At 41.4% G+C, this 26,214-nt stretch carries 22 protein-coding genes and 1 pseudogene; 19 read left to right on the forward strand and 4 right to left on the reverse strand.

Features of this window, described 5'->3' with window-relative positions; translation table 11 throughout:
- Window positions 1-7: 7 nt before the first annotated feature.
- From ACGHCT_RS07150 to ACGHCT_RS07190, 9 genes and pseudogenes are all read left to right on the forward strand, one after another.
- Window positions 8-3,148, forward strand: coding sequence for a type I restriction endonuclease subunit R (locus tag ACGHCT_RS07150; RefSeq protein WP_390439173.1), 3,141 nt, complete (start codon window positions 8-10; stop codon window positions 3,146-3,148).
- Window positions 3,149-3,151: 3 nt separating this feature from the next.
- Entirely contained in the window at window positions 3,152-5,701 is a 2,550-nt protein-coding gene (locus tag ACGHCT_RS07155; protein ID WP_390439175.1) for a YgjP-like metallopeptidase domain-containing protein, read from the forward strand.
- Between the two features lie 728 nt (window positions 5,702-6,429).
- Window positions 6,430-8,160: pseudogene (locus ACGHCT_RS07160) on the forward strand (AAA family ATPase).
- A 40-nt stretch (window positions 8,161-8,200) separates the two neighbouring features.
- Entirely contained in the window at window positions 8,201-9,247 is a 1,047-nt protein-coding gene (mcrC, locus tag ACGHCT_RS07165; protein WP_390439177.1) for a 5-methylcytosine-specific restriction endonuclease system specificity protein McrC, read from the forward strand.
- A gap of 1 nt (window position 9,248) precedes the next feature.
- Window positions 9,249-9,659 carry a hypothetical protein gene (locus ACGHCT_RS07170; RefSeq protein ID WP_390439179.1) on the forward strand — a complete coding sequence of 137 codons (411 nt, stop codon included), beginning with the start codon at window positions 9,249-9,251 and terminating at the stop codon, window positions 9,657-9,659.
- Between the two features lie 733 nt (window positions 9,660-10,392).
- Entirely contained in the window at window positions 10,393-10,545 is a 153-nt protein-coding gene (locus ACGHCT_RS07175) for a hypothetical protein (protein WP_390439181.1), read from the forward strand.
- 5 nt (window positions 10,546-10,550) lie between these two features.
- Window positions 10,551-11,228, forward strand: coding sequence for a hypothetical protein (locus tag ACGHCT_RS07180; protein ID WP_390439183.1), 678 nt, complete (start codon window positions 10,551-10,553; stop codon window positions 11,226-11,228).
- Window positions 11,229-11,465: 237 nt separating this feature from the next.
- The gene (locus tag ACGHCT_RS07185) at window positions 11,466-12,023 is read left to right on the forward strand and encodes a hypothetical protein (RefSeq protein WP_390439185.1); all 558 of its coding nucleotides are present in this window, start codon (window positions 11,466-11,468) and stop codon (window positions 12,021-12,023) included.
- On the forward strand, window positions 11,966-12,523 hold the full coding sequence (locus ACGHCT_RS07190; RefSeq protein ID WP_390439187.1) for a hypothetical protein: 558 nt from the start codon (window positions 11,966-11,968) through the stop codon (window positions 12,521-12,523). Before ACGHCT_RS07185 ends, ACGHCT_RS07190 begins: the two co-directional genes overlap by 58 nt.
- A 454-nt stretch (window positions 12,524-12,977) precedes the next feature.
- Here the strand turns inward: ACGHCT_RS07190 and ACGHCT_RS07195 are convergent, their stop codons facing one another.
- Both ACGHCT_RS07195 and ACGHCT_RS07200 read right to left on the reverse strand, forming a co-directional pair.
- The gene (locus tag ACGHCT_RS07195; protein ID WP_072848880.1) at window positions 12,978-13,547 is read right to left on the reverse strand and encodes a DUF5067 domain-containing protein; all 570 of its coding nucleotides are present in this window, start codon (window positions 13,545-13,547) and stop codon (window positions 12,978-12,980) included.
- A 159-nt stretch (window positions 13,548-13,706) separates the two neighbouring features.
- On the reverse strand, window positions 13,707-14,018 hold the full coding sequence (locus ACGHCT_RS07200; protein ID WP_072848879.1) for a helix-turn-helix domain-containing protein: 312 nt from the start codon (window positions 14,016-14,018) through the stop codon (window positions 13,707-13,709).
- Window positions 14,019-14,326: 308 nt separating this feature from the next.
- Between ACGHCT_RS07200 and ACGHCT_RS07205 the strand changes: the two genes are divergently transcribed.
- The 6 genes from ACGHCT_RS07205 (at window position 14,327) to ACGHCT_RS07230 (ending at window position 17,824) form a co-directional block, all read left to right on the forward strand.
- On the forward strand, window positions 14,327-14,971 hold the full coding sequence (locus tag ACGHCT_RS07205) for a DUF3786 domain-containing protein (protein WP_390439189.1): 645 nt from the start codon (window positions 14,327-14,329) through the stop codon (window positions 14,969-14,971).
- A 206-nt stretch (window positions 14,972-15,177) separates the two neighbouring features.
- Entirely contained in the window at window positions 15,178-15,783 is a 606-nt protein-coding gene (locus ACGHCT_RS07210; RefSeq protein ID WP_072848876.1) for a class I SAM-dependent methyltransferase, read from the forward strand.
- Window positions 15,784-15,903: 120 nt separating this feature from the next.
- The gene (locus tag ACGHCT_RS07215; protein WP_390439191.1) at window positions 15,904-16,200 is read left to right on the forward strand and encodes a DUF3795 domain-containing protein; all 297 of its coding nucleotides are present in this window, start codon (window positions 15,904-15,906) and stop codon (window positions 16,198-16,200) included.
- Window positions 16,201-16,303: 103 nt separating this feature from the next.
- Complete coding sequence (locus ACGHCT_RS07220) at window positions 16,304-16,735, forward strand: GNAT family N-acetyltransferase (protein WP_084067631.1); 432 nt, start codon at window positions 16,304-16,306, stop codon at window positions 16,733-16,735.
- 91 nt (window positions 16,736-16,826) lie between these two features.
- Complete coding sequence (locus ACGHCT_RS07225) at window positions 16,827-17,600, forward strand: NERD domain-containing protein (RefSeq protein WP_390439193.1); 774 nt, start codon at window positions 16,827-16,829, stop codon at window positions 17,598-17,600.
- A gap of 41 nt (window positions 17,601-17,641) precedes the next feature.
- Complete coding sequence (locus ACGHCT_RS07230; RefSeq protein ID WP_390439195.1) at window positions 17,642-17,824, forward strand: hypothetical protein; 183 nt, start codon at window positions 17,642-17,644, stop codon at window positions 17,822-17,824.
- A 324-nt stretch (window positions 17,825-18,148) separates the two neighbouring features.
- On the opposite strand, the gene ACGHCT_RS07235 is transcribed toward ACGHCT_RS07230, so the two are convergent.
- A complete protein-coding gene (locus ACGHCT_RS07235) occupies window positions 18,149-19,363 on the reverse strand; it encodes an IS256 family transposase (protein ID WP_390437100.1) in 1,215 nt (404 codons plus the stop codon).
- A 98-nt stretch (window positions 19,364-19,461) separates the two neighbouring features.
- Entirely contained in the window at window positions 19,462-20,688 is a 1,227-nt protein-coding gene (locus ACGHCT_RS07240) for an argininosuccinate synthase (RefSeq protein ID WP_390439197.1), read from the reverse strand.
- 395 nt (window positions 20,689-21,083) lie between these two features.
- On the opposite strand from ACGHCT_RS07240, the gene argC reads away from it, so the two are divergent.
- From argC to ACGHCT_RS07260, 4 genes are all read left to right on the forward strand, one after another.
- On the forward strand, window positions 21,084-22,124 hold the full coding sequence (gene argC / locus ACGHCT_RS07245) for an N-acetyl-gamma-glutamyl-phosphate reductase (protein WP_390439199.1): 1,041 nt from the start codon (window positions 21,084-21,086) through the stop codon (window positions 22,122-22,124).
- A gap of 35 nt (window positions 22,125-22,159) precedes the next feature.
- On the forward strand, window positions 22,160-23,383 hold the full coding sequence (argJ, locus tag ACGHCT_RS07250) for a bifunctional glutamate N-acetyltransferase/amino-acid acetyltransferase ArgJ (protein ID WP_072853850.1): 1,224 nt from the start codon (window positions 22,160-22,162) through the stop codon (window positions 23,381-23,383).
- Window positions 23,384-23,480: 97 nt separating this feature from the next.
- Window positions 23,481-24,374 carry an acetylglutamate kinase gene (argB, locus tag ACGHCT_RS07255; RefSeq protein WP_072853851.1) on the forward strand — a complete coding sequence of 298 codons (894 nt, stop codon included), beginning with the start codon at window positions 23,481-23,483 and terminating at the stop codon, window positions 24,372-24,374.
- Window positions 24,367-25,554, forward strand: a complete 1,188-nt coding sequence (locus tag ACGHCT_RS07260; protein ID WP_390439201.1) for an aspartate aminotransferase family protein — start codon at window positions 24,367-24,369, stop codon at window positions 25,552-25,554. Before argB ends, ACGHCT_RS07260 begins: the two co-directional genes overlap by 8 nt.
- Window positions 25,555-26,214 lie beyond the last annotated feature (660 nt).

Genomic DNA, 26,214 nt, shown 5'->3' on the forward strand with positions numbered 1-26,214 from the left:
ATTGCGCATGAGTATTGGCGAAAACGAAAGAGCTACCCAAGACCGTGTGGTAAGCTTCTTTAAGGATAGAGATATCCTTGATTATGAATACTTAGGCAACTTGAAAGATGTTGCAAATAAGAATATCCGTGAAGACCGTCTTCGTGCGTATTTGCGCCTTAGCGGTTATAGTCAGAAGCTGATTGATGGTGCTGTTACTGAATTGATAAAAGCTGCCGATGATATGACACATGGTTTATACGATGCAAATCATAAGGTTTATTCGCTTCTGAAATATGGTGCCAAAGTTAAGGAAACAGCTGACGGAGCACCTAAAACTGTTTACTTTATGGATATTGAAACACCTACTAATAATGATTTTGCAATCGCAGAAGAAGTTACAGTAGTAGACCGTCAGGAAAAGAGACCAGACCTCGTAATCTATGTGAATGGTATTGCGATGGCTGTTATCGAACTGAAAAAGAGTAGTGTTTCTGTATCTAATGGTATTCGACAGAATTTGACAAACCAGAAGGATGGATTCATTGCCCCGTTCTTTACAACGATGCAGTTTTGCATGGCTGGTAACGAAACAGAAGGTTTGCGTTATGGAACAATTCTGACCGGTGAAAAATATTATCTGGAATGGAAACAGGACGGCTTCCGCGAAAATCAAGATGAGCGTGACCCGGAAGATGCTCGTATCATGGCTTACTGTGAAAGATTGGATAGCCTTCTTTTACAGCAAATCTATCAGATGTTTGATAAGAAGCGCTTTATTGACTTAGTTGAGAACTTTGTTGTTTATGATAAAGGAATCAAAAAAGTATGTCGTTACAATCAGTTCTACGGTATTAAGCGTACACAGAACAGATTAGCGAAGCAGCGTGGCGGTATTATCTGGCATACACAGGGCAGCGGTAAGACATTAACTATGGTCTGGCTTTCAAAATGGATTCTTGCAAACTGTGAAGATGAGAATCCTCGTGTACTTATCGTCACTGACCGAGATGAACTCGATGAGCAGATTGAAAAGACTTATATTGGCGTTGATGAAAAAATAACCAGAACAAAGAGCTGTGATGATTTGCTTAAAAAATTGAATTCTTATGATAGTTCACTTTTATGTTCATTGGTACATAAGTTTGGACGTCGTGGCGGAGAAGCTACTGATTCGGATTATGATAAGTACATTGACGAATTGAAAAAAGCACTTCCGGCAGATTTTGAAGCTAAAGGTAAAATCTTTGTTTTTGTTGACGAGTGTCATAGAACACAATCGGGTAAACTTCATGCTGCGATGCAGGCAATTATGCCAAATGCAATCTTTATTGGTTTTACCGGAACACCGTTATTAAAGAAAGATAAGAAAACAAGTATCGAAGTGTTTGGAACATATATCCATAGCTATAAGTACAATGAAGCTGTACGTGATGGCGTTGTTCTTGACTTAAGATATGAATACAGAGATATTCCACAGGACATTACTGCACATGACAGAATTGACCAGTGGTTTGATGTTAAGACCCGTACACTTTCAACCAGAGCTAAAGCTAAATTGAAAGAAAAATGGGCTAGTATGCAGAAGATTTATAGTTCCCGTTCTAGACTTGAGCGAGTAGCTTGGGATATTATTCAGGACTTTGATTTGAAGCCTCGTTTAATGGACGGAAATGGAAATGCAATTCTTGTTGCTGATTCAATTTATACAGCTTGCAAGTATTACGAAATTTTCCAGCAGCGTGGTTTTAAGAAATGCGCAATTATCTCTTCTTATACACCACAGGCTGGTGACTTGAGAACAGATACTGTAAGTGCAGATGATGAAACAGAGACTTTTGAAAAATACGAGATTTATCTTCGTATGTTAGGTTTCGACCCTGACAACCTTCCTGAAAAGGTCTCTATTCAGAAAAAGGTGGAAGATTTCGAGAAAGAAGTAAAGGAAAAGTTCATCAATGAGCCAGCAAATATGAAGTTGCTCATCGTAGTTGATAAGCTTCTTACTGGATTTGATGCACCACCTTGTACGTATCTCTACATTGATAAGAGTATGCAAGACCATGGACTCTTCCAAGCTATCTGTCGTGTAAACAGACTTGATGGAGACACCAAGGAGTTTGGTTACATTGTAGATTATAAGCAGCTTTTCGGTGATTTGAAGAATGCTATGGACAAATACACATCCGGTGCATTTGAAAATTACGCCCCTGAAGATGTTGATGGACTCATTAAAGACAGAGGTGATGAGGCTATTAAACATTTCAAAGATATTTACGAAGAGTTAGAAGAATTATGCGAGGGTGTCGAAGCTCCGAGAGAAGATTTACAGTATCTTCACTACTTCTGCGGCGTTTCCGGCATGAGCGAAGACATGGATGAAATCTATGCTCGCCTTCGTGAAAAATTATATAAACTCGTAAGCAGTTTAGTTCGTGCTTATGCTGAAGCAAAACAATATATGGTAGATGTTTGTTCTGCAACTGAACTTAATGCTTATGAAAATAAAGTGCATTTCTATATTGAGTTAAAACAAACTATCGGAAACAAGAGTGGCGATTTCCTTGATTTCAAAGCCTATGAACCTGATATGCGTAAACTCATTGATAATTATATTGTTGCTTCTGATAGTATTAAGATTGGCGAATTTGATGATTTAACATTGCTTGATTTTGTTGTTGACCAAGGAGAAACAATGACAGATGATGAGACTCCTTCTGGACAAAAAGAAGGTGCTGCAGAAGCAATCGAAAACAACATTCGTCGCAAGATGGTAGAGAAGGTTGCTGTCAATCCAAAATATTATGAAAAGATGTCAGCTATTCTGGACAAGCTGATTCAGGATAGGCAGCAAGGAGTTCTCTCATATAAAGAACTTCTTGAAGAGTACATCAAGTTAGCAAAAAATGTAGACCATCCGGAACAGAATGATGACTACCCAGAGAGTGTTAGAAAGAGTAAGGCAATGCAAGCCTTATATGATAATGTTGGTGGTGATGAAGCTCTTGCTATCAAGCTTCATAAAGCCGTTATGGGAAGCAAGATGAGTGGATTCCGTGGTGATTCTATTAAGGAAAATCGTATTAAAAGAGCGTTATTCGCTATTCTCAATGATGATGCAGAGGTTGAACGTCTCTTCAAAATTATTGAGAAACAGGAGGAATACTAATAGATGAGAATTGTGATTTCGGGCATACCGATTGATATTCAAAAAAAGAATATTAAAAACATGCATCTTCAGGTAAAACCACCTGATGGACATGTTGTGATTTCAGCGCCGGCATCTATGGATGACAAGGCTATCGAGGTGTATGCTCGAACTAATCTCAGCTGGGTAAAAAAGCAGATTGAAAAGTTCCAACAACAGCCTCGAAGCGCTAAGCGTCAATATGTTAGTGGCGAAACAATGTACATCTGGGGAAAGCAGTATTATTTAACCTTTATTCCGGATTCTCAAAAGAACAACTTTGAAATCCAAGGTGATAAAGTGCTGCTTTCCATGAGAGAAGATAGTACAGTAAGACAACGAGAAAACTATGTTCGTGAACAATATCGTTTGCTGTTAAAAAGTGAAATTGAGAGACTTCTTCCTAAATGGGAAACCATTACAGGGTTGAAGTGTGATTCATGGCAAACGAAATATATGGTTACACGTTGGGGAACATGCAACACTGATAAAAAGAAATTATGGTTCAATCTTCAGTTGGCTCAGAAGCCAATTGAATGTCTGGATTATGTTATTTTGCATGAATTGATTCATCTGAGGGAACGTACTCATAATTCCACTTTCATAGCTTATATGGATTTGTATATGAAAGATTGGCGGGCTATTAGGAAGCAGTTAAATGATTCGAAGCTGGACTATTATGATGCTCAAGATGAAAGCCCATTGCAGAAGCTAATAGACCAAAATCGTTATGATGAAATTAAAGATGCTGTATTAAGCCATTTAGCTACTGAAGTTAAAGAAAAACGAGCAACGTTATCCGATATCGAGATTCAGAATGTTGTTCATATTGAGCAGATTGAAGATGGAGCGATTGGATTTTCTGTAATCGTATCTTGCGATATCGAACATTCTGTATCAAAAAGTGGCAAGGTATCATTCACTGAAAGGTGGTTAATTGTACGTTGCAAAGTTCTTTTAGGAGTTGAGCTTAGCAATTTTGAAATTGTGCTTATTTCCGAATGTGAGCAGCAGGAAGATTCAGACAACGATAAATATTCTGGAGAGTTAGTTCCTATTATTTCTCGAAATTCGTTTGATGATGAAGCCACTAAGTTTTTGGAGAAATATTATCCTATTGCGCTTGAAGAGCCTGTGGCAGTTCCAATCAGAACTATCGCTGAGGATATGGGACTAATCATTACAGAGAAAGAACTCCTTTCTTCTGAATTAGATATTTTTGGATTAGTCGTTTTTGAGGACGGTAACGTTCGGGATAAAAATAAAAACATTGTTATCCGCAATGCAAAACGCGGAATGATTTTTATCGACCCTCGTGTGTATTTTGAGCGTACTTTAGGTACTGTAAATTTCACAGTTGCCCATGAATGCTTCCATTGGTTTAGACATCAGCCATACCATGCATTAATGAAGATGCTTGGTTCTGATGATGAACTAGGGAAAATTATTCAGTGTTCAATTGGTAGCAATGGCAAAGACACAGAAAAGTGGAAACCTATTGATTGGATGGAGTGGCAGGCTAATGGAGTGGCACCGCATATACTTATGCCAACCAAGACTGCAAAAGTAAAAATTGATGAGTTAATAAAAAAATATCAACTCACTTTTGATGGAACCGATGGCTATAGAATTGAAGAAATGATTTCAGAGCTTGCTGATTTCTATGGTTTATCGAAGCAAGCTGTAAAGATGCGTATTCGAGAGTTGGGTCACTCAAAAGTAGATGGTGCCTTTACATATGTCAATGGACAGTATGTTACTCCATTTACATTTGATGCATCAGCGCTATCTGATAATCAGTCATTTACTATTGCGTCTACAGATTTACTTAAAGCTTACTGCTTAAATAAAGATTTTAGAAAAGCGATTGATACTGGTAAGTTTGTTTATATCGAAGGTCACGTCTGTATAAATGATGAAAAATATATATATCGGTCAGACGGTCAAATCAATCTTACACAGTATGCTTTATCTCATATGGATGAGTGCTGTTTTGTGTTTGACATGGGATATAGCTACGAATCCAAGTATCAAGGACAAAAATACTATACTCAAATGATGTATAAAATTCCGGGCCAACCTAGTGCTCAGGAATACTCATTTGAAATGAATCATCATAACAAAACCTTATTATCACAGATTCAGGGTGCAAAAAAGAGTGCAGACGCTATGCGATTGTATCCGGGAGCTTTTTCTGAAACGTTAGTTCAACTAATGAAGGAAAGAAAATTGTCAAATAAAAAGTTGGCTGATTCGTCCTTGGTCGGTGAAAAGACAATTCAAAGATTGAGAAATAATGAAGAATACCCAACGACGGTACAAACTGTTATGGGATTGTGTTACGGATTAAAATTGTCAGTTCCTGAAGCAGAAATGCTAATCAGTAAGACGGACTTCAATATAAAACCGCCAACACCAAAAAATAATGCATACAGATGTGCGTTGAGTGCATGTGCTGAAACTAGTATTTATGTAATAAACGAAATGTTAGAGTCCTGCGGCTATGAACCGCTTGGAAGTTCTAGTGTCGATTGATAGGAGGTATTATTGTGCAATTTGAATGGATAGATTTTTATTCGGAGTTTGCTTCAAAACTCCTGTCATTCAAAAATGACCGTAAATCACTTATAAGTAAAATCAATGCAGTTTATGCTGCAATTGATATGTAAGTTCCTAAGTTGGAAAGCGGAGATGAAATAATAGATATTGACCCATTTACCGTATTTGGCCTTTTCAATAAAGGAATTACAAACGCAAACAGAATAGCCATCATTGGAAGCATTGCTAAAGAGTTTGGTGTTGAGGCTAAGATTCCGGACAACTTTGATGGTATCCCGGTTCTTAACAACTTAAAAGCAACATTCTATGGCTTTAAAGATGACAGAAAAGAAGACGACATTGATAACATCTGGAATGTTTTTGAAGCAGCACTTGCTTTGGCAGATGAAGATAATGAAGCTAATCGTCAGGAATTCTCAAAATGGTATGATTTGGTTCACGACCAGTTGTGTATTCGCTGGAATTTGACAATGGGCCTTTATTGGGTTCGCCCTTACAGCTTCATCAATTTGGATTCCAGAAACAGATGGTATCTCACTAATGTTGAAAATATGCCTGCTGAGTTTGTTGAGGCAGTAAAAACAAAAATCAACAAACTTCCAAAAGCAGCAGATTATTTGTTTGTAAAGGATTCTTGCACGACTGCTTTAAATGAAGGTTCTTATGATTATAAGAATTACCCAGAATTGTCCTATTATGCATGGATGATTTCTGAACAGGTAAATCAGGAAAAGGCGGCTGCAACTGGTAAAAAAGCTTCAAAAGCAGCATTCCTTCGTTGGTTTAAGCCTTTAATTCAGGCTTTACGTGACCTCGGCGGTTCAGCTACTCCTGCAGATGCTCGAAAGAAAATTATTGAAAATGAGAAATTATCAGATGAAGAAGTGAATGCAACAAGAGGTAAGAACAATGTAAATAAGTTCGAAAACGAAGTAGCGTTTGCTCATAACTATCTTGTTAGCGCAGGATATATTGATAAGAGTGTATATGGTGTATGGACATTAACTGAGGCCGGTAAAACTGTTGATATGACCGATGAGCTTGCATCAGATATCTTCAAAAAAGGCGTATCTGAAAATCAAAACAAGCGATACAGTGGTAGTTCAGCTTTGGCAGATGATGTTGTTGATACAGTTCATTATTGGATTTATTCTCCGGGCGAGAATTCTTCAATGTGGAGCGAATTCTACAAAGCTGGAATCATGGCAATTGGCTGGGGCGAAATCGGAGATTTAAAAGCTTTCGATTCTAAGGATGATATGAAAGCGAAAATGAAAGAGGTTATCGGCCCATCACTTTCATATAAGAATGCAGCACATGCTACATGGCAGTTTGCAAATGAGATGAAAGTTGGAGACATCATCTTTGTTAAAAAAGGCATGTATCAGTTGGTTGGACGAGGAGTCGTTACATCTGATTATGAGTATAACGATGAAAGAACTGATGAATACGCCAACTACAGAAAGGTAAACTGGACTCATAACGGAGAATGGCCACATCCGGGTCAGGCGGTTATGAAAACTCTTACTGACATTACCGCTTATACAGAGTATGTAGAAAAGCTTAATGCTTTGTTTGAAAATGAAGCAGAAGATGATGTTGAAGAAACTACGAAGAATTATCCTGTTTACACAGCGGAAGATTTCTTGGATGAAGTCTTCATGCCTGAAGAAGAATATTCCAGACTGGTTGGAAGCTTAAAAACGAAAAAGAACATCATTCTTCAAGGTGCACCGGGTGTTGGTAAGACCTTTACAGCGAAGAGACTTGCATATTCTGTAATGGGTGTTAAGGATATTAAACGAGTAATGATGGTTCAGTTCCATCAAAGTTATTCTTATGAAGACTTTATTATGTGATTCAGACCTTCTAATGCAGGCTTTGAGTTAAAGAAGGGTGCTTTCTATAATTTCTGCAAGAAAGCTGAAATTGATAGTGATAATGACTACTTCTTTATTATTGATGAAATCAACCGTGGAAATCTGAGTAAGATTTTTGGTGAACTGTTTATGCTTATTGAAAACGATAAGCGTGGTATTTCACTTCAGCTATTATATTCCGATGAGAAATTTGCAGTTCCAAAGAATGTCTATATTATTGGTATGATGAACACTGCTGATAGAAGTTTGGCGATGCTTGATTATGCTTTAAGACGTCGATTTGCTTTCTTTGAAATAAAACCGGGATTTGAAACCGATGGATTTAGAGAATACAGAATGGCTATTGATAACGAGAAATTTAACAAGCTTATCAATTGTGTAGAGAACCTCAATAATGCAATTTCTGCGGACGAGTCATTAGGTGATGTTTCTGTATCGGACATAGCTATTTCTGCAATTTATCAGCAGAGACTATTGATGAACAGAGTCTATCGGGCATCGTTGAATATGAGCTTATACCATTACTTAAAGAGTATTGGTTCGACGAGCCGTTAAAAGTAAAAGATTGGAGCAACAATTTAAGGAGCGCGATTAAGTGATACCTATACAGAATGTCTACTATATGCTGTCGTATGCTTTTCAGGTTTTGAATGAGCAAGGCTACAAAAATATAGCTACGGAACAATTTAATAATACCGCAGAGCTTATGGCAGCAATACTGGCAAAAGGTATAGCTGTCCAAATAAAGCGAGGTCTAGGGAAAGAATATATTCTTCAAACAGAACCTTTATCTGCGCTTCGTGGGAAAATAGATATTGCAGAGTCCATTAAGACGCAAACCATGCTAAAGAAACAGATGATTTGTACTTACGATGAGTTCTCTGTTAATGGAACGATGAACAGAATAATAAAATCAACAGTTGAGCTGTTACTTCGTTCTGATATTTCTAAGGCTCGTAAAAAAGAACTTAGAAAACTAATGGTTTATTTCGGGGACGTAGAACCGATAGACCTTTATACAGTTAAGTGGAATATTCAGTATAACCGAAATAATCAGACTTACAGATTGTTAATCTCTGTATGCTACTTGGTAGTAAAGGGACTGCTTCAAACAAATTCTGATGGAAGTACCCGTCTCATGGAGTTTGTGGATGAGCAACGCATGTGTAGGTTATATGAGAAGTTCATACTTGAATATTACAGAAAAGAGTATCCGGAAATTACTGCTAATGCATCACAGATACCTTGGCAACTTGATGACGGTATTGGAGCAATGCTTCCAGTGATGCAAACGGATATTATGCTAACCTACAAAGAGAAAGTACTTATCATAGATGCAAAGTACTATACTCATACAACACAGTCAAAGTTTGATACACACACTCTTCATTCTGGCAATCTTTATCAGATTTTTACTTATGTCAAGAATAAGGAAATTGAACTTGCTGCACAACCTCATGAAGTGTCCGGAATGCTTCTTTATGCAAAAACAGATGAAGCAGTCCTCCCTAACAACACTTACATGATGAGCGGTAATAAAATCAGTGTTAAGACTTTAGATTTGGACTGTGATTTTTCTGAGATTGCAAATCAGCTAAATAAGATAGTCGAATTGCACTTTGGAATAGAAGCGAGGTGTTAGAATGAGTCGAGGAATCGGAGCACATGCTAATCTCGTTTTAGTAGATGAGAACACCGTTATGTATGAATATGGTGGTTACAATTTGAATGAGCCTGAGTATAGGAATGAAAATCATATATATGATGGCATGATAACAATTGCTCGTGACTGCTTTGCTGAACCTGAGATTCATGAGAAATTGAAAAAGATGCCGAGTGAAAGAAAGAAACTAATCACAAAAAGAATTCCAGTTAGTGTGGATTATCCTCAGTTGATTAGTGATGGCAGAATTATTATTGAGAACTGTAGTAATTGCTGGCACTGTTCACCGGAATCGAATATTGATGTAATGGCACTACACATTCTTTTTTATCTGTTTAGACAGTACCAAGAAGAAGGCAAAATGCCGGAATACATCAGCTACAACGTGTAAAAACCAAGGTTGAGACGATGCCTTTTATGCGGAAACAGCTCTACGATGACCAATTTCCTAAAAGGCTAGTCCCGGCTTGAAACAGTGGCGGAAGATGAGCTGCTTATATATAGTAGCGGCTAGGAAAACTCGATATGTTCCCAACAACGAGTAGGGTTTAGATTGCGGATTGAATAAGGGTAAAATGTGCCGATTGATATGTTTCCGAGAACAATCGAAAATTGGCTCAAAATAGGGAGAAATGTTCCAATCTGGCGACATCAATCAGCACGTATCGAGCCATGTGGAGACGGTTCTGCTTCTCGTGCGGAAACCTTGATTCTATGCGGGGGTGCGGGATTATTTGGAGAAAATGGAGTTGTGTTTTTAAAGGAATAGAGATGGATAAGTTTCCGCAGATAGGGGGGACGGGGGGATTGAGTTATAATAAGACTAAGTTAGCAGAGACCTTATAAATAAAGGGTTTGCGTTGATTTGGTCTTATTTCATTTTACCAGAAATGGTGCAAAATTTATAGCCTGGGAATAGATTTTGTTGAAATAGGACTGGCGCAATCATTTGATGAGAGGCGTTCTGGCTGCTTAGTCCTTTTCTACACTTCCACAGGCTTTTCTATGCCTGAAGGCCGTAAGGCCAACAGTATACTGTAAAGAGTTATATATTTATGAGGACTAAGTTGGTTAGAGATTTCGTTAGATGACTTGGTCCTCTTTTTGTTTTGGAGGATGGTGCTATGAGATTAGTGATAATAGGTGCTGTATTGATATTGGCTGTTGTGGTGGCTGTCATCTTATACGGTAGTCTGATTGTGGCGAGCAGAGCTGATGGAGAAATGGATTGTTTCTTTAATCCTGATAAAAACAATGGAGACAAGAGAGGCAGGTAACAAAAATGGGCGGCGGAATATATAGCACAGGAAATGTCATTGTTGACGAATATGCAAAACTAAGTATCACTGGGAATATTATCCCGCAGATGTGGTATAGGACAGTTGTAAGAGACAGTGGAAAACCTAATTTAACAGCAATTGTAATTCTTGCAGATATCTGTTATTGGTATAAGCCTACAGAGATCAGGGATGAAAGTACAGGTCAGGCTATCGCTGTCAAGAAAAAATTCAAGTCTGATCTGTTACAGCGGAGTTATCAACAGATCAGTGAGCAATTTGGGATATCTAAAAAAGAGGCTACGAACGCTATCGTGTTTCTGGAAAAAATGGGTGTAGTCAGACGTGTGTTCCGCACGGTAACAATAAATGGTCTTGTGGTGAACAATGTGTTGTATCTGGAATTAGTCGTAAATAAATTACGTGAGATTACCTATCCGGAAAATAAGATGCAAAAGTCTGTCTCTATAGAAAGAGATAGGGGTAAGACAGAAAAATGTGGCATTGTCTCTGAAAAAACGGAGAGGGGACAGGTCAGTACAACAAAAGAGGGGGCTGTCCCTTTTGAAAGAGAGAGGGTATCACTTTCAGAAGGGAGACTATCCTCTTCAAATGTAGATACAAATACAGAGATTACAACAAAGATTACAAACAGAGATTATACCAATCCTATCATATCTTAACAGGCAACAGAAATTATGTTCAAATTTGTCTCCATGAAAGCCCTTTTTCAGCGACTTTCCTTTTCTATCTTCCAGCTTCAGCAGCCCTGTTATGGATAGAGCAGAACCAAATATTTGCAGTTACAGAAATATAAACTATTTTTACCTCCAGCATAGACTTATAGTATACAGTTCTTATGCATGTGGTTTCCTGTATGCATAAAAAAAGAAAGGATATGTATATGAATAATAGCAAGGATGGAAATTATCATAAAAATAGTTGCAATTGCTGCAATTGCGGATGCTGCCGTGGCCCGCAGGGCGAACCAGGTCCGAAGGGAGAACAGGGTCCCCAGGGCGAACCAGGTCCACAGGGCGAACAGGGTCCCCAGGGTCAACCAGGTCCACAGGGCGAACAGGGTCCCCAGGGTCAACCAGGTCCCCAAGGCGAACGAGGCCCTCAGGGAGAACGAGGGCTGCAAGGCGAACCAGGTCCTCAAGGGGAACAAGGTCTGCAAGGTGATGCCGGCCCGCAGGGCGAACAGGGTCCCCAAGGCGAACCAGGCCCCCAAGGCGAATCAGGCCCGCAGGGAGAACGGGGTCTGCAAGGCGAACCAGGTCCGCAGGGAGAACGGGGTCTGCAAGGCGAACCAGGTCCCCAAGGCGAACCAGGTCCTCAAGGCGAACAAGGCCCGCAGGGTGAATCTGGTCCGCAGGGAGAACAAGGCCCTGAGGGCACCTTTCATCCAGGAGATGTTTTGTTTTATATCAATGGTAATGGTGGTCCAATACCCATCCGATTTGGAGAGGAGTTAAACTTTATATCTCCTAATCTTAACATTAATATATTTGACAATCCAGCGACTGTAGAAATAGACGGAAAAGCAAGGGAAACTGCATTCGGCGGTATTTATTCCAACATGATGCAAACGTTTGCTTTTACTGCCATTGACCAGATTGAACAGGTGCAGCTTAACAATTTTATGCCTTCTTTTGATGTTGGGACAGTTACAAACGGACTGCAGATTTATTTTCCAGGCGAATATGAAATCAATTACATGATCCGTATCGCCCCAGTTGATGTGCCGGACCAGACAATTTCTGCGGGAGTACGGCAGAATGACACTTTTATCGATTCTACAATGCAATATAGCACATTATCTACAACGGAAGACACAATATTGCAGGGAAGCATCATTGAATACCTGAGCGGTCAGGTTGACTTGGCATTTTTGTCGACTGGTGCTGCAAGGTTCAATTTGTCCCAGCTTACAAACGCTGCGCTTACGGTGAAACGAATTTCACCATTTCTATAATAAGACGGTATAATAGTTTCCTCCCATTATAACAAATTGCAACACCATTGAGCATCATGATATTTTAGACTAAAGCAGGATACGGGTGAATACTGTAAAAATTAATATCACATCTGATTACCCGGGCAAAATATAAAGTTGTGTAATTACCGTGTATCGAAAGACCGCTAACTTCCAGTTATCCTTGAAAGTTAGCGGTTATGGAAATAAGTTTAGAAACTCAGCAGTAATTGCTTTTCTGTTCTGTGCCGTTTCTTCACGCCATGGTTGGTTACGTTAACATTATTGTCTGCAATAATCTGTCATAATTGTTCTTTTGCAATAGTTATAAAAAGCTCCTTCCTGAAAAAGAATTAGTTTCTCATACTTTTCAAGAAAGAGCTGTTTGTTTTAAAAGACGCAAACTATGTTACGCATCCGGTCCCTGTTGGAGCAGGGGCCGGCTTTTATGAAATTATTTGTTAAATACGAATGTAATATCTTTGCTTGACCAAAAGTCTGGAGAGACTTTAATTTCCATGGTACTCCATTCGGCAGGTACCTGATATGCAATTATTCCATTCATCTTCTTCCCGGCAGCAACAGAACCGTCAAGTTGATTTTTTCCTTCAGCTTCTGATACCTGTAAACCTAAAATATCTTGGTTTATTGAGTAATCATCGCAGTATGCTTCAAAACTGGCTATTGAACTGATAGCAATATCTTTTTCTGAATTATTCGTAATCTCGAACTCGCACAATAAAAATACATTACCCTCATCAGGTGTCGTAAACTCATTACCACTTGATTCAGTAGTGGATAACAGAGTGATCTGAATCCCTTTTTGTTCAGCTGTTTCTCCTATGGCAAATTCCGTTTTTTCCTTAGTTTCTTCGGATTTTGCGTCTCCTTTTCCAGCTGTCGCGTCTTTAACCTTGTCATCTTTTTTACCCAAAGCAGTTCCAATTACTCCTAGAATGGCAAGTACAACGATAACGATCAATGCGGTTTTAAGACAACTTCCCTTTTTCTTTTCTCTACTCACTTAAAACTCCTCCTCTTATTGAATAATATTTTTATTAAACGCCAAAGCGATTAATTCATTAAAAATGGATAGCAGTTACGTTATAGAGCAGCCCCAGATGAATCGACTCTTATTTAAATAACTTATGTATCTCCTTCTTTCACAAAGGATTCTCCCGATTTATTTTGTTTCGGACAAAAGTTGTATTAAATGCAATTTCTGTTCCTTAGACATGTTTTTCCCAGTTTTGATTATAAGCGTTTCAACATCGTCATAGGTTGGTTCATTTTTATTAATGACAGAATCATCGAAATCATTAAGAGTCAGGCCAAGTATTCCAGCAATGGATTTAAGGGTCTCTAACTTAGGATCTTTGGTAGCGCCACTGAGTATTTTATTTATAGTGCCAAGAGGTACACCAGATCTTTCTGCAAGTTCTGCATTTGTTAATCCCAATTTCTTTTTAAATTCAGCGATTTTTTCAAGACCCATTTTTTTGCCTCCTATGGTAATATTTTACCGTATAATATGAGAGGAGTCAATTAATAGTTATACTTAATGGTAAAAACGCACCTGTATTGACCGTTAAGTATAATATTGTTGTACATCTGCCAGTCGTTACCGGTTAAAATGGTATCCGGAATCTCGACAGCCGGCCTCCCCGCGGGAAATCCCAGAAGATCGATACCGCCTCTCGTCAAAGGTTTACAAATAAAAAAGGGAATGTTAATATTTTGATAGTACTTCAAAAGCAGATGAAGATGCCAGGAAAGATCAGAAGTAAAAGATAAAGGAAGCATATGAAAATAAAACAGGGTATTTCCAATTATGAAAAAATGAAAAACAATATGGCAGATGTATTCCTGCAATACGATCAGGAAGAGATGATCCGGAAGTTTGGACTGACGCAGGATAAAAACTATCTGTATATTTGCTGTCTGAACCGGCAATATCGTATCAGCCGTCTGAACGGGCAGGTAAGCTGGTCAGAGGATGCTTTTCAAACGGAAGGAGAGGCTGACTACAACGAAGCCATGACCTTATATGATGTGCTCTGCTGTTCCAAAGAGAACTGCCATCTTGCCTGTGAGTGGGTGAATGTGGGAAGTCTTTCTGCAGTACAGGGCGGCACATTGGCAAAAGGAAGCGATTTTTTTCAGGATGCCGGGAAGTATTTCGACGGGAAAAAGGATGCCTTGGCCCTTGCATGTGAAAGGCTTAAGGGAAGAAAGGTGGAAAAGGGGGATGTTGCCTATGAGCTCGACTTGTTTCCTTTTCTTCCGGTAGTTTTGAGGTTTTGGGAATCCGATGAAGAATTTCCCGCAAGTCTGCAAATTCTGGTGGATAGAAATATTCTTGATTATATGCATTATGAGACTCTTATGTTTGCTATTTCACATATGTTGAACCGATTACGAGATGAGATAAATAAAGTTTCGCCCTAAAGGATACAGAGATAAGACCGAATCGTTTAAAAAGAGGGATTTGCCGGACAAAGAACAAAGAATACCATCCGGCAAATCCCTTTATTTTGTTTGGCAAAACAAGTGCCAGACATTTTTTTCATATCCGGCTAACTGCTTTTATGGACGCTTCATCTCAAATGTAGTAAACTGAATTCAGCAGGAAATAGAATTTTGGAGGAATCGATTTGGGAAAAAAGACGGAACAGTCTCAAAAGGTATACAATGCCATGGCGTGGGAATATGACTCTGCGCCAGAAGGCAGTTACACAAGACCCCACAAAGAAGAGATAATTAAAAACGCTGTGCTCAGGGAAGGAGATACTATTCTGGACGTTGCCTGCGGCAATGGGCATTTGCTTGGGGAACTCTCCAAAAAGGAGAGAGTGCATGCTTTTGGAGTGGACATTTCAGAAAATATGATTGCGGCTGCCAGGGAAAGATACCCGGCCTGCACATTTGCAGTGGGGCCTTGTGCTCCTCTTGGTTTTGAAAACGAGAGCGTGGACGTCATTACAGTGTCCTGCGCATTCCATCATTTTGAGACGCCCCAGGTCTTTGTCAAGGAATGTGTGCGTGTATTGAAGAAGAACGGGAAAGTCTTTATTGCCGAACCATTTTTCCTTCCGGCAGTAAGGTGGATTGCCAATGCGGTGGTATTTCCATTTACCAAAACCGGAGACGTAAAGGTGTATAGCCAAAAAGAGCTGCATTTATTTTTGGAGTCGGCTGGTTTTTCTGATATTGAATCTTACATAACAGGTACAGTATTATTTCTTTCCGCAAGAAAATAAATCTGTAGTAAAAACTATAATGTTCGCGCCCGTGCCGAGCTGAAGGAGGCGTGCCAGGTGGCGTGGACGCAGGCGGGCGGCATTGAGTGACTGTATAAAATGTGAATGGAGAATATGTATATGGAAAAGAAGATGAGCTGCTGCGGTACGATATGTTCCGATTGTGAGTATTACCCGGCGGATTGCCCGGGATGCCGGGAGATCAAAGGCAAGGTATTCTGGCCGGAATATACGGGAGACTCCTGCTGTGATATTTATGAATGCTGTATCAACAAAAGGAAATACGAGCATTGTGGGAAATGTGGGGATTTGCCGTGCCGCCGCTATGAACGTGATGACCCAACAAAAACGAAGGAAGAGAATGAAGCCGATCACTTTATGCAGATAGAGAATTTAAAAAAATATAAGGAAGAATAGAGGAAAGATGGAGGCTGTTAAAGGGGCAGGTGACGCCCCTGTTTACCGATTATAAAAAATGATTGAAGGTATAGAGAACGTTAAATGGAGAGAAGGTGCAAGATTGATAAGATATGTAACAAAGAGTGATGAAAGACAAATAGTGTCGATGATGGAACTGGTAAAAGATGATTTTGCCGGTTATAAAGAAAAGGAATTTTTACAGGCAGTGCACAATGCTGTTAGTAATGAGGAAGCTATTATGGAAGAGGAAGACGGGAGAATAGCAGGGCTGCTTATATGCGCAAAAGAAACAAAAGAACTGTCCTTCCTTGCTGTGCATCCAGAGTATCGTAAAAAGGGTGTGGCTAAAAGATTGATTATGAAAATGGCTGAATGGTTTACTTTCGGAGATATCATTTCTGTAGTTACCTTCCGGGAGGGGGACCCGAAAGGCATACCTGCCAGAGCATGTTATCATGCCTGCGGATTTGTGGATGATGAAAAATTGATAGTATTTGATTATCCCTGTCAGAGACTAGTCCTGCGGTTATAAGAGGAAAAAGAAAGATATGAGATGGAACTATAAACATACACAAGAGTACTTAGATATATTTTAGAATGTACCATAGATGCGGGGGGATATTATGTCAAAGGGACTTTTAGACGTACTGTTAGACAGTATATTTGATGCAGACTGGGTGGGACGGCGTGGAGAGAAATTGACAGAGAGGGAGCTTAACTTAGTGAGGCTGCTAGGCCGAAAGGGTCAGGTACTTCGCAATATATATGTACCGAGGGATAATGGCGAGACATCGGAGATCGATGTAGTCTTTATTACGCAAAAGGGAATCTTCGTCATAGAGAGTAAAAATTATTCAGGCTGGATTTTTGGGGATGAGAAAGATACTTATTGGACAGCCATGCTGCCGAATCGGGAAAAAAACCGATTTTATAATCCTATTAAGCAGAATCGAACGCATATCAAGTGGCTTGGACAATACCTTGGGGAGGATATTCCACTATTTTCTATTGTAGTATTTTCGGAGCGATGCGAACTAAAAAAGGTTACGGTAGAGAGTTCGGATATCCGTGTTATCAAAAGGGATCGGCTATATGCAGCGGTGAGGGATATTTGGGATCATGCAAATGACGCAGCAGACGAGACTAAGGTGGAAGCTTTGTATGATATGCTGGAAGTATTGACCCATGCGGATCAGGCGGTTAAGGCGGCTCATATAGAGCGCATTCACAAAAAGTATAACAGGACAGAGCAGCAGGACACTTCTCTCATCTGCCCCCGCTGCGGAAGTGCCCTTGTTTTTCGTCAGGCAAAAAAGGGCGTGAATGCCGGTCGTGGATTCTATGGCTGCTCCAAGTATCCGAAATGCAGGTACATACGGAACATCGAAGAGACATAAGGACGTGATATCATTAAAACAAAGGATAAAGAGGAGAAATTATGTTTAACAAGATTCTGTTGAAAAAGGCGCTTGCCGGGTACAAGAAGGAATTTGTGCAGAAGCAGTGGCCGGAGGAAAAATATAAATGGGAAGCGGTTAAGTGTTTTCAGATGAATTGGGATGTCAATGCAGATGATTTTGCACAGATGCTCAGGAAGGCTCTGTCACAAACGAGGGCGTAATTTTTTCTGTGTCTGAAAATGTGTTGGATTTCTTGAATTGAGTTAGATATGTATGGGTTTTCCTGTCGGAAACAAACTTTTTATAATGTCGAATTACTTCTTCACTTACAGTATGTCCAATTTAATAAATCTTATACTATTTTATTTATTTTTTTGCACACCAACTAAGGTACCCATAAATCATTTTTTTATGTGGGCTCTGCCCACACCCGCCCTCTGGAATAAGAAGGAAAAAAACGTCTATACTATAGGTACCGACGGAAAAAGAATAGAGGATACCGGCTGATTCGGCTTACGAACTGTCAGCCGGTATTTTTCTGTCCTTTAGAGATATTGGTTGATACGGTCGCCATAAAGGATTACTAGCTGGCCTAAGACCAAATCCCAATTTCGGTACCGCTGTGTCCATTTCTTTTTGACATTCTGTGTGGTCAGATAGAGCATCTTTTCCAAAGAGCTGTCCGTCGGAAAAGAACTTTTCGTTTTTGTTGCTTTCCGGAATTGCCGGTTCACCCCTTCAATTATATTTGTCGTGTACATAATTCTGCGGATATCATCACTGAACTGGAAGAACGGGCTTACCACATCCCAATTCTGTTCCCAGCTGCTAATGGCATAAGGGTATTTTTTGCCCCAGACTTCTTTCACCCCTTCGAGTTCTGAGAGTGCTGCTTCTTCGGTTGAGGCTTTATAGACCGCCTTAAAATCGGATGCAAATTTTTTGATGTCTTTATAGGATACATACTTAAATGAATTACGCAGCATATGAATGATGCAGCGCTGCACCTGTGCATCCGGATATACGGCATTTATGGCTTCCTTAAAGCCAGCAAGGCCATCTACGCAGAAGAACAGCACCTCTCTTACTCCCCGGTTCTTTAAGTCGTTAAGCATTCCGAGCCAGAACTTGGAGGACTCATTGGCTCCGATGGTAATACTTAGAATATCCTTATTCCCATCCAGTGTCACGCCAAGGACAACATAGGCGGCCCGGTTGATAATTCTCCCATCCTCCCGTATTTTATAGTGGATTGCGTCCATAAAGATAAAGGGATAGACGGGCTCAAGCGGCCTGGACTGCCATTCCTTCACTTCCGGCAAAACCTTGTCAGTAATTTTACTGACCATGTCTGCGGACAATTCAATTCCATACAAGTCCTGTAACTGGTCATGGATATCCCGGGTGGTCATTCCCCTGGCATAAAGTGAGATGACTTTTTCTTCTATACCGGAAATATCCCGTTGGTATTTGGGTATGATTTTTGGCTCAAACTCCCCCGTCCGGTCACGGGGGATATCCACTGGGAACTCACCATACTGGCTTTTGACCGTCTTTGGGGAATACCCATTCCGTTTGTTTTCGGATGCCATATCCTGCTTATTATTTTTGGTGTAGCCGATGGAGGCATCCATCTCAGCCTCTAAAAGCTCCTGCAGCATATCTTTGAAGCTGTCTTTGAAGAGGGTGTAGATGTCCCCCACACTGTTAATGTCATTCTCTGCAATAATTTGTCGTAATTGTTCCTTTGCTATAGCCATAAAAAGCTCCTTCCTGAAAAAGAATTATTTTATCTAATTCTTTCCAAGAAAGAGCCATTTGTTTCCATAGACACAACTTATATTACATTACCTAGAAATTATTTATTGTTTTTCTCAGCCTCCGCCATTTTCATAGCGCGTACTTTTAAGGGAAGACCAAACAGGGTGATAAAACCGCTGGCATCGTTGTGATCGTATAGCTCACCTGTGGTGAAGGAAGCTAAAGATTCACTGTACAGGCTGTACGGTGAGGTGGTTCCGGCTTTGATGATATTTCCTTTGTAAAGCTTAAACTTAACTTCACCGGTTACATATTCCTGGGTAGACTCTACAAATGCCTGGATTGCCTCGCGCAGAGGAGTGAACCATTTACCTTCATATACGATCTGGGCAAATTTATTTCCCAGGTCCTTTTTCGTCTCCATGGTTGCCCGATCTAATACAAGCTCTTCCAGCTGCTGATGAGCTTCCATCAGAATCGTTCCTCCGGGAGTTTCATAGACGCCCCGGGATTTCATTCCAACCACACGGTTTTCTACAATGTCTACGATTCCGATTCCATGCTTTCCGCCCAGTTCGTTCAGTTTGGTAATAATCTCGGAAACTTTTAGTTTTTCTCCGTTTAAGCTCACAGGCACTCCTTTTTCAAAGGTCATGGTTACATATTCCCCTTCCTCGGGAGCTTGTTCAGGAGTAACCCCAAGTACCAGCAGATGCTCATAGTTAGGCTCGTTGGCAGGATCCTCAAGCTCTAAACCTTCATGACTGATATGCCATAGGTTTCGGTCCCTGCTGTAGCTGCTGTCTGCAGAGAAAGGCAGATCAATGCCGTGCTGTTTACAGTATTCAATTTCGTCTTCCCTTGACTGCATAGTCCAGACATCTGTCATTCTCCAGGGAGCGATTATTTTAAGATCAGGGGCAAGTGCCTTGATTCCCAGTTCAAAACGGATCTGATCGTTTCCTTTGCCGGTGGCTCCATGGCAGATGGCAGTTGCCCCTTCCTTTCTGGCAATTTCCACCAGACGTTTGGCGATAACTGGCCGCGCCATGGAAGTGCCCAGCAAATATTTGTTTTCATAGACTGAGTTCGCCTGTACGCAGGGTACAATATAGTCATCACAGAATTCGTCTATTACATTTTCTATGTAAAGCTTGGATGCCCCCGAAAGCTTGGCTCTTTCATCCAGTCCGTCTAATTCGTTGCCCTGTCCGCAGTCTATGCAACAGCATACAACATCATAGTCAAAGTTCTCTTTTAACCAGGGAATGATCGCTGTGGTGTCCAATCCGCCGGAATATGCTAAAATTACCTTTTCTTTCATGCTTATATCCTCCTAAAATTATACGGCCGTCTTTTGTGCGTGCCTTATACTAATGGTTAATATACATCATTTGTTATAATTATGCAAGTGCAAATAGCAAAAATGGTGAATTTTTTTATACCGGGTATCTGCAGGAACCTTTATAACAGAGGAAATTTAAGCGGACTCTTCTATATTAATGAAAAAACAGAAAAAAGGTTGCATAATATACAATGATAATGTATAATTATGCAAATAAAAAGAAAGCGACCACAGTTCTCACATCACTGTTCTGCGAAGTGTTCTGCCGGGCAAAACTGAATATCATATCTTGAAAAGCCCGGAGAAGTATTATATCATTAAGAATGAGTAAGCAGGACTACTGTAAAAAAATAGAAAGAAATGAGGGAAAATCAATGATTAAAGCAGGAATCATCGGATCTACCGGCTATGCGGGGTCAGAGCTGGTACGTCTGTTGCAGGGACATAAAGAGACAGAGATTACATGGTATGGATCCAGAAGCTACATAGACAAAAAATACAGTGAAGTTTATCAGAATATGTTTCAAATTGTAGATGATGTATGTATGGATGATAATATGGAAGCATTGGCAGAACAGGTAGATGTGATTTTTACCGCTACCCCCCAGGGATTCTGTGCATCTATGCTGGATGAGAAGATGCTGGAAAAAGTTAAAATTGTAGATCTGAGTGCAGATTTCCGGATTAAGGATGTAGCAACCTATGAGGAGTGGTATAAGATAGAGCATAAATCCCCCCAGTTTATAGAGGAGGCGGTGTACGGGCTGTGTGAAATTAACAGAGAGAAGGTAAAGAAGGCCAGACTGGTAGCTAATCCGGGGTGCTACACGACCTGCAGTATTCTTACGGTGTATCCTTTGGTAAAAGAAGGGATCATTGACCCCAATACCATTATCATAGACGCTAAGTCTGGTACCTCCGGAGCAGGAAGAGGGGCGAAAGTAGATAACCTTTTCTGTGAGGTGAATGAAAATATGAAGGCATATGGGGTGGCTACCCACCGTCATACGCCGGAGATTGAAGAGCAGCTAGGATACGCGGCCGGGGAAAAAATTAAGATCAATTTTACTCCTCATCTGGTGCCCATGAACAGGGGAATTCTGGCTACTGCCTATGCTGGACTGAAGAAGGACGTCTCGTATGAGGACGTAAAGGCAGCTTATGATAAGTATTATGCCGGGGAGAAGTTTGTGCGGGTACTGGATAAGGATATATATCCCCAGACGAAGTGGGTAGAAGGCAGTAATTACGTGGATATTAACTTTAAGATTGATGCCAGAACGAACCGTATCATAATGATGGGTGCTCTGGACAATCTGGTGAAGGGAGCAGCCGGTCAGGCGGTACAGAATATGAACCTGCTATTTGGATTTGAAGAATGGGAAGGTCTGGATTTGGTTCCCATGTTTCCATAAAAACACAGAACAATAAGAGAAAGGAAGAGTGAATCATGAAGGTATTTGAGGGAGGAGTAACCGCTCCTCAGGGATTTCAGGCGGCTGGCCTTGCAGCAGGCATTAAAAAGGAAAATACAAAAGATATGGCTATGATTTACAGTATTGTGCCATGTAAAGCAGCGGGGACATTTACTACGAATGTGGTGAAGGCAGCTCCGGTAAAATGGGATCAGAAAATTGTGGCCGAGGAGCCTTTTGCTCAGGCAGTAGTGTGCAACAGCGGAATTGCCAATGCCTGCACAGGGGAGGAAGGCTATGGATACTGCAGACAAACTGCTGCAGCTGCAGGTGAAGCACTTCATATACCTGCAGAGTCGGTGTTGGTTGCCTCTACGGGAGTCATAGGGAAACAGCTCCCCATGGATATTCTGGCACAGGGAGTAAAGGACATGGTTCCGCTGCTCTCTCCAAGCAGAAAGGCCGGCTCTCTGGCTGCCCAGTCTATATTGACAACAGACACTGTGAAAAAGGAGATTGCCGTGGAAGTGGAGATCGGCGGTCAAAAAGTAACCATTGGGGGAATGTGCAAGGGTTCGGGTATGATACATCCGAATATGTGTACTATGCTGAGCTTTATTATGACTGATGTGGAGATCAGCAAGGAACTGCTCCAGGAGGCTTTGAGCGACAGTGTAAAGGACACCTATAATATGATCTCTGTAGATGGAGATACATCAACAAATGATACGGTACTGCTAATGGCAAACGGTCTTGCCTGCAACCTGGAAATCAAAGAAAAAAATCAGGATTATGTAATCTTTAAAGAGGCACTTGACTATGTCAATACCTATCTGGCAAAGGCAATTGCGGGAGACGGAGAGGGTGCAACCGCATTGTTTGAGGTCAGGGTGACAGGTGCCCAGAGCAAGGAGCAGGCGGTTATACTGAGCAAATCAATTGTCACCTCCAGTTTGACAAAGGCGGCGATCTATGGTCATGATGCCAACTGGGGAAGAATTCTCTGTGCCATGGGGTACTCCGGCGCACAGTTTGATCCGGAAAAAGTGGATTTGTTTTTTGAAAGCTCGGCCGGCAGAATCCAGATCATTGAGAACGGCGTTGCCGTAGATTACAGCGAAGATGAGGCAACGAAAATCCTCTCAGAAAAGGCAGTTACAGCAATTGCTGATGTAAAGATGGGAGATGCTTCTGCCACTGCATGGGGCTGTGATCTGACCTATGATTATATTAAGATTAACGCAGATTACAGATCTTGACCTGCGTCAGATTCTGAACGGTGCATATGAAAAAATCAGGCCGGGAAGAGAGTAAAGCATGGCTGGGTCAAAAGGACAGATAGGGAGGATATATAACATGGACAATATGGAATTATGGCTGCACAAAGCGCAGGTGCTGATCGAGGCACTTCCATATATTCAGCACTTTAACGGTGCAAAGATTGTAGTAAAGTACGGCGGGAGCGCCATGACAGACAATGCGTTGAAAAAGAATGTGATTAAGGATGTGGCACTTCTGAAGCTGGTTGGATTTAAGCCAATCATTGTGCACGGAGGCGGAAAGGAGATCAGTAAATGGGTAAAACTCTCCGGTATGACACCTGAATTTGTCAACGGGCTGAGAGTCACAGATACAAAGACCATGGAAATAGCTGAGATGGTTTTGGGAAAGGTAAACAAAAATCTGGTTCAGTATATGGAAAGTGTAGGGGTGAAGGCGGCCGGGATCAGCGGGAAAGACGGGAATACCCTTACCGTAAAGAAAAAAATGTCCGCAGGGAAGGATATTGGCTACGTAGGTGAGGTGACAAATGTAAATACAGATTTGATAGATACTTTGATTGAAAATGATTTTGTCCCCGTTATCTGCCCTATTGGAATGGACGATAACTATGAATCCTATAATATCAATGCGGATGACGCAGCCTGTGCCATTGCCACTGCGGAACATGCACAGAAGCTGGCTTTTTTAACAGATATAGAGGGGGTATACAGGGATCCCCTGGATCAGTCGACTCTGATCTCCGAACTTACGGTAGCTGAGGCAGAAGAATTTCTGGCATCCGGTCATGTGGGCGGGGGAATGCTTCCCAAGCTGCAGAACTGTATTGATGCTATTAAACAGGGAGTTTCCAGGGTGCATATTCTGGATGGCCGCATTGAGCATTGTCTCCTGCTGGAGTTCTTTACTGACAGGGGAATTGGTACCGCTATTTTAGGCGATGGAGAAAGCAGGTATTTTAATGAGTAATAATACATATATAGAGCAGGCAGAACAGGTGATTTTGCATACCTATAACCGGTTTCAGACGGTTCTGGACAGAGGAGAAGGCGTCCGTCTATACGATGTGCAAGGCAAGGAGTATCTGGATTTTGGAGCAGGGATTGCAGTATTTGCGCTTGGCTACGGGCATCCGGGATATAATAACGCGTTAAAAGCACAGATTGATAAGCTTATCCATACCTCCAATTTATATTATAATGTACCTGCCATTGAGGCGGCCGGCAAACTGTGTGAGGCCAGCGGACTGAGTAAAGTGTTCTTTACTAACAGCGGCACTGAGGCCATTGAGGGCGCCATCAAGGCAGCGAGAAAATATGCATACCTTAAGGATGGAAGGACGGATCACGAGATCATTGCTATGCATCATTCCTTCCATGGCAGAAGCCTGGGAGCTTTGTCAGTGACAGGAAATACCCATTACCAGGAGCCCTTCAAACCCCTGATCGGCGGGGTAAAGTTTGCCCGGTTCAATGATTTGGAAAGCGTAAAAGCACTGATTACAGACAAGACCTGTGCAATTATCCTGGAAACTGTTCAGGGAGAAGGCGGGATTTATCCTGCAGAACCAGAGTTCCTGAAAGCTATCCGTTCCATCTGTGACGAAAAGGATATACTCCTGATTCTGGATGAAATCCAGTGCGGGATGGGAAGAACGGGGCGCATGTTTGCCTATCAGTCTTACGGTATAGAACCGGATATCATGACATGCGCAAAAGCCCTGGGATGCGGTGTTCCGGTAGGGGCCTTTGTTCTGAATAAGAAGACAGCAGATGCCTCTCTGGTTCCCGGCGATCACGGCACTACTTACGGGGGCAATCCCTTGGCCTGCACAGCAGTGAGCAAGGTATTTGATGTGTTCCGGGAAGAGAAAATTGTGGAACACGTAAATGAGATCGCACCTTATCTGGAGAAGAAACTGGATGAGCTGGTGGAAAAATATGATTTCTTCACGGAAAGGCGGGGAAAAGGCCTTATGCAGGGAGTCGTAGTCACCGGCCGTCCTGTGGGCGAGATTGTCAGCAGGGCATTGAAACAGGGACTGATTATCATTTCGGCAGGGACCGATGTGCTGCGATTTGTTCCTCCCCTTGTCATTGAGGCGGAGGATGTGGATGAGATGGTGAGAAGGTTGGAAATGAGTTTGTGATTTTGGATTTAACTTCCTAAGCTTGAGACTGCCCAGTCGGAAGGTGTGGGGGGGAGGGGGACTTAAGTTCCGGGGACACCTCCGTCGCGAAGAGAGTCTAAGACAAAACCGGAATCCCCGCCGGAGCACCGTTCGTATGTGCAAAGAATGCTTTATGTGCATTCTCTGCCCATGCTCACTTTTTTTCGGCCTGGACTGCCGAAAAAATCTCCAGCGAGAATCCCGTTTTTGCCTAAGACTCTCTAATCACTCCTGCGGAATCGTCCGCGGAACTTAAGCCTCCCTCCCGCCCGAACCAGCCAGCCCGCCGCCGCGGGATTCCTCTCACCTGGGTATAGGAAAGTTCCAGAGGGTAAATTTATCAGAAGGGGAATGATATTATTCACATAGGATATGACTGTAAAATTGTCAGATAGAATATAGCTGTAATGTAGCCAGAAAGTATGGAAGTGATAACGGTAACAGGTTTGGATGTTTATCCAAAAATCAAGCGATCATAAATGATGAATAATATGAAAAGTGTACAACGTTCGACCTTCCCTACCCGTTTTCCGTGAATGTGAAGTGAGTCTCTGTCAGGATATAGAAGGGAACACCGGGGAGACAGGGCCAGGCCAGGGGCCGGGGTATAAGGGCAGGTCAGGGAGGTCAAGCGAACGG

Origin of the sequence: Lactonifactor longoviformis (assembly GCF_042848515.1) — a bacterium.
Taxonomy (GTDB): domain Bacteria; phylum Bacillota; class Clostridia; order Lachnospirales; family Lachnospiraceae; genus Lactonifactor; species Lactonifactor longoviformis.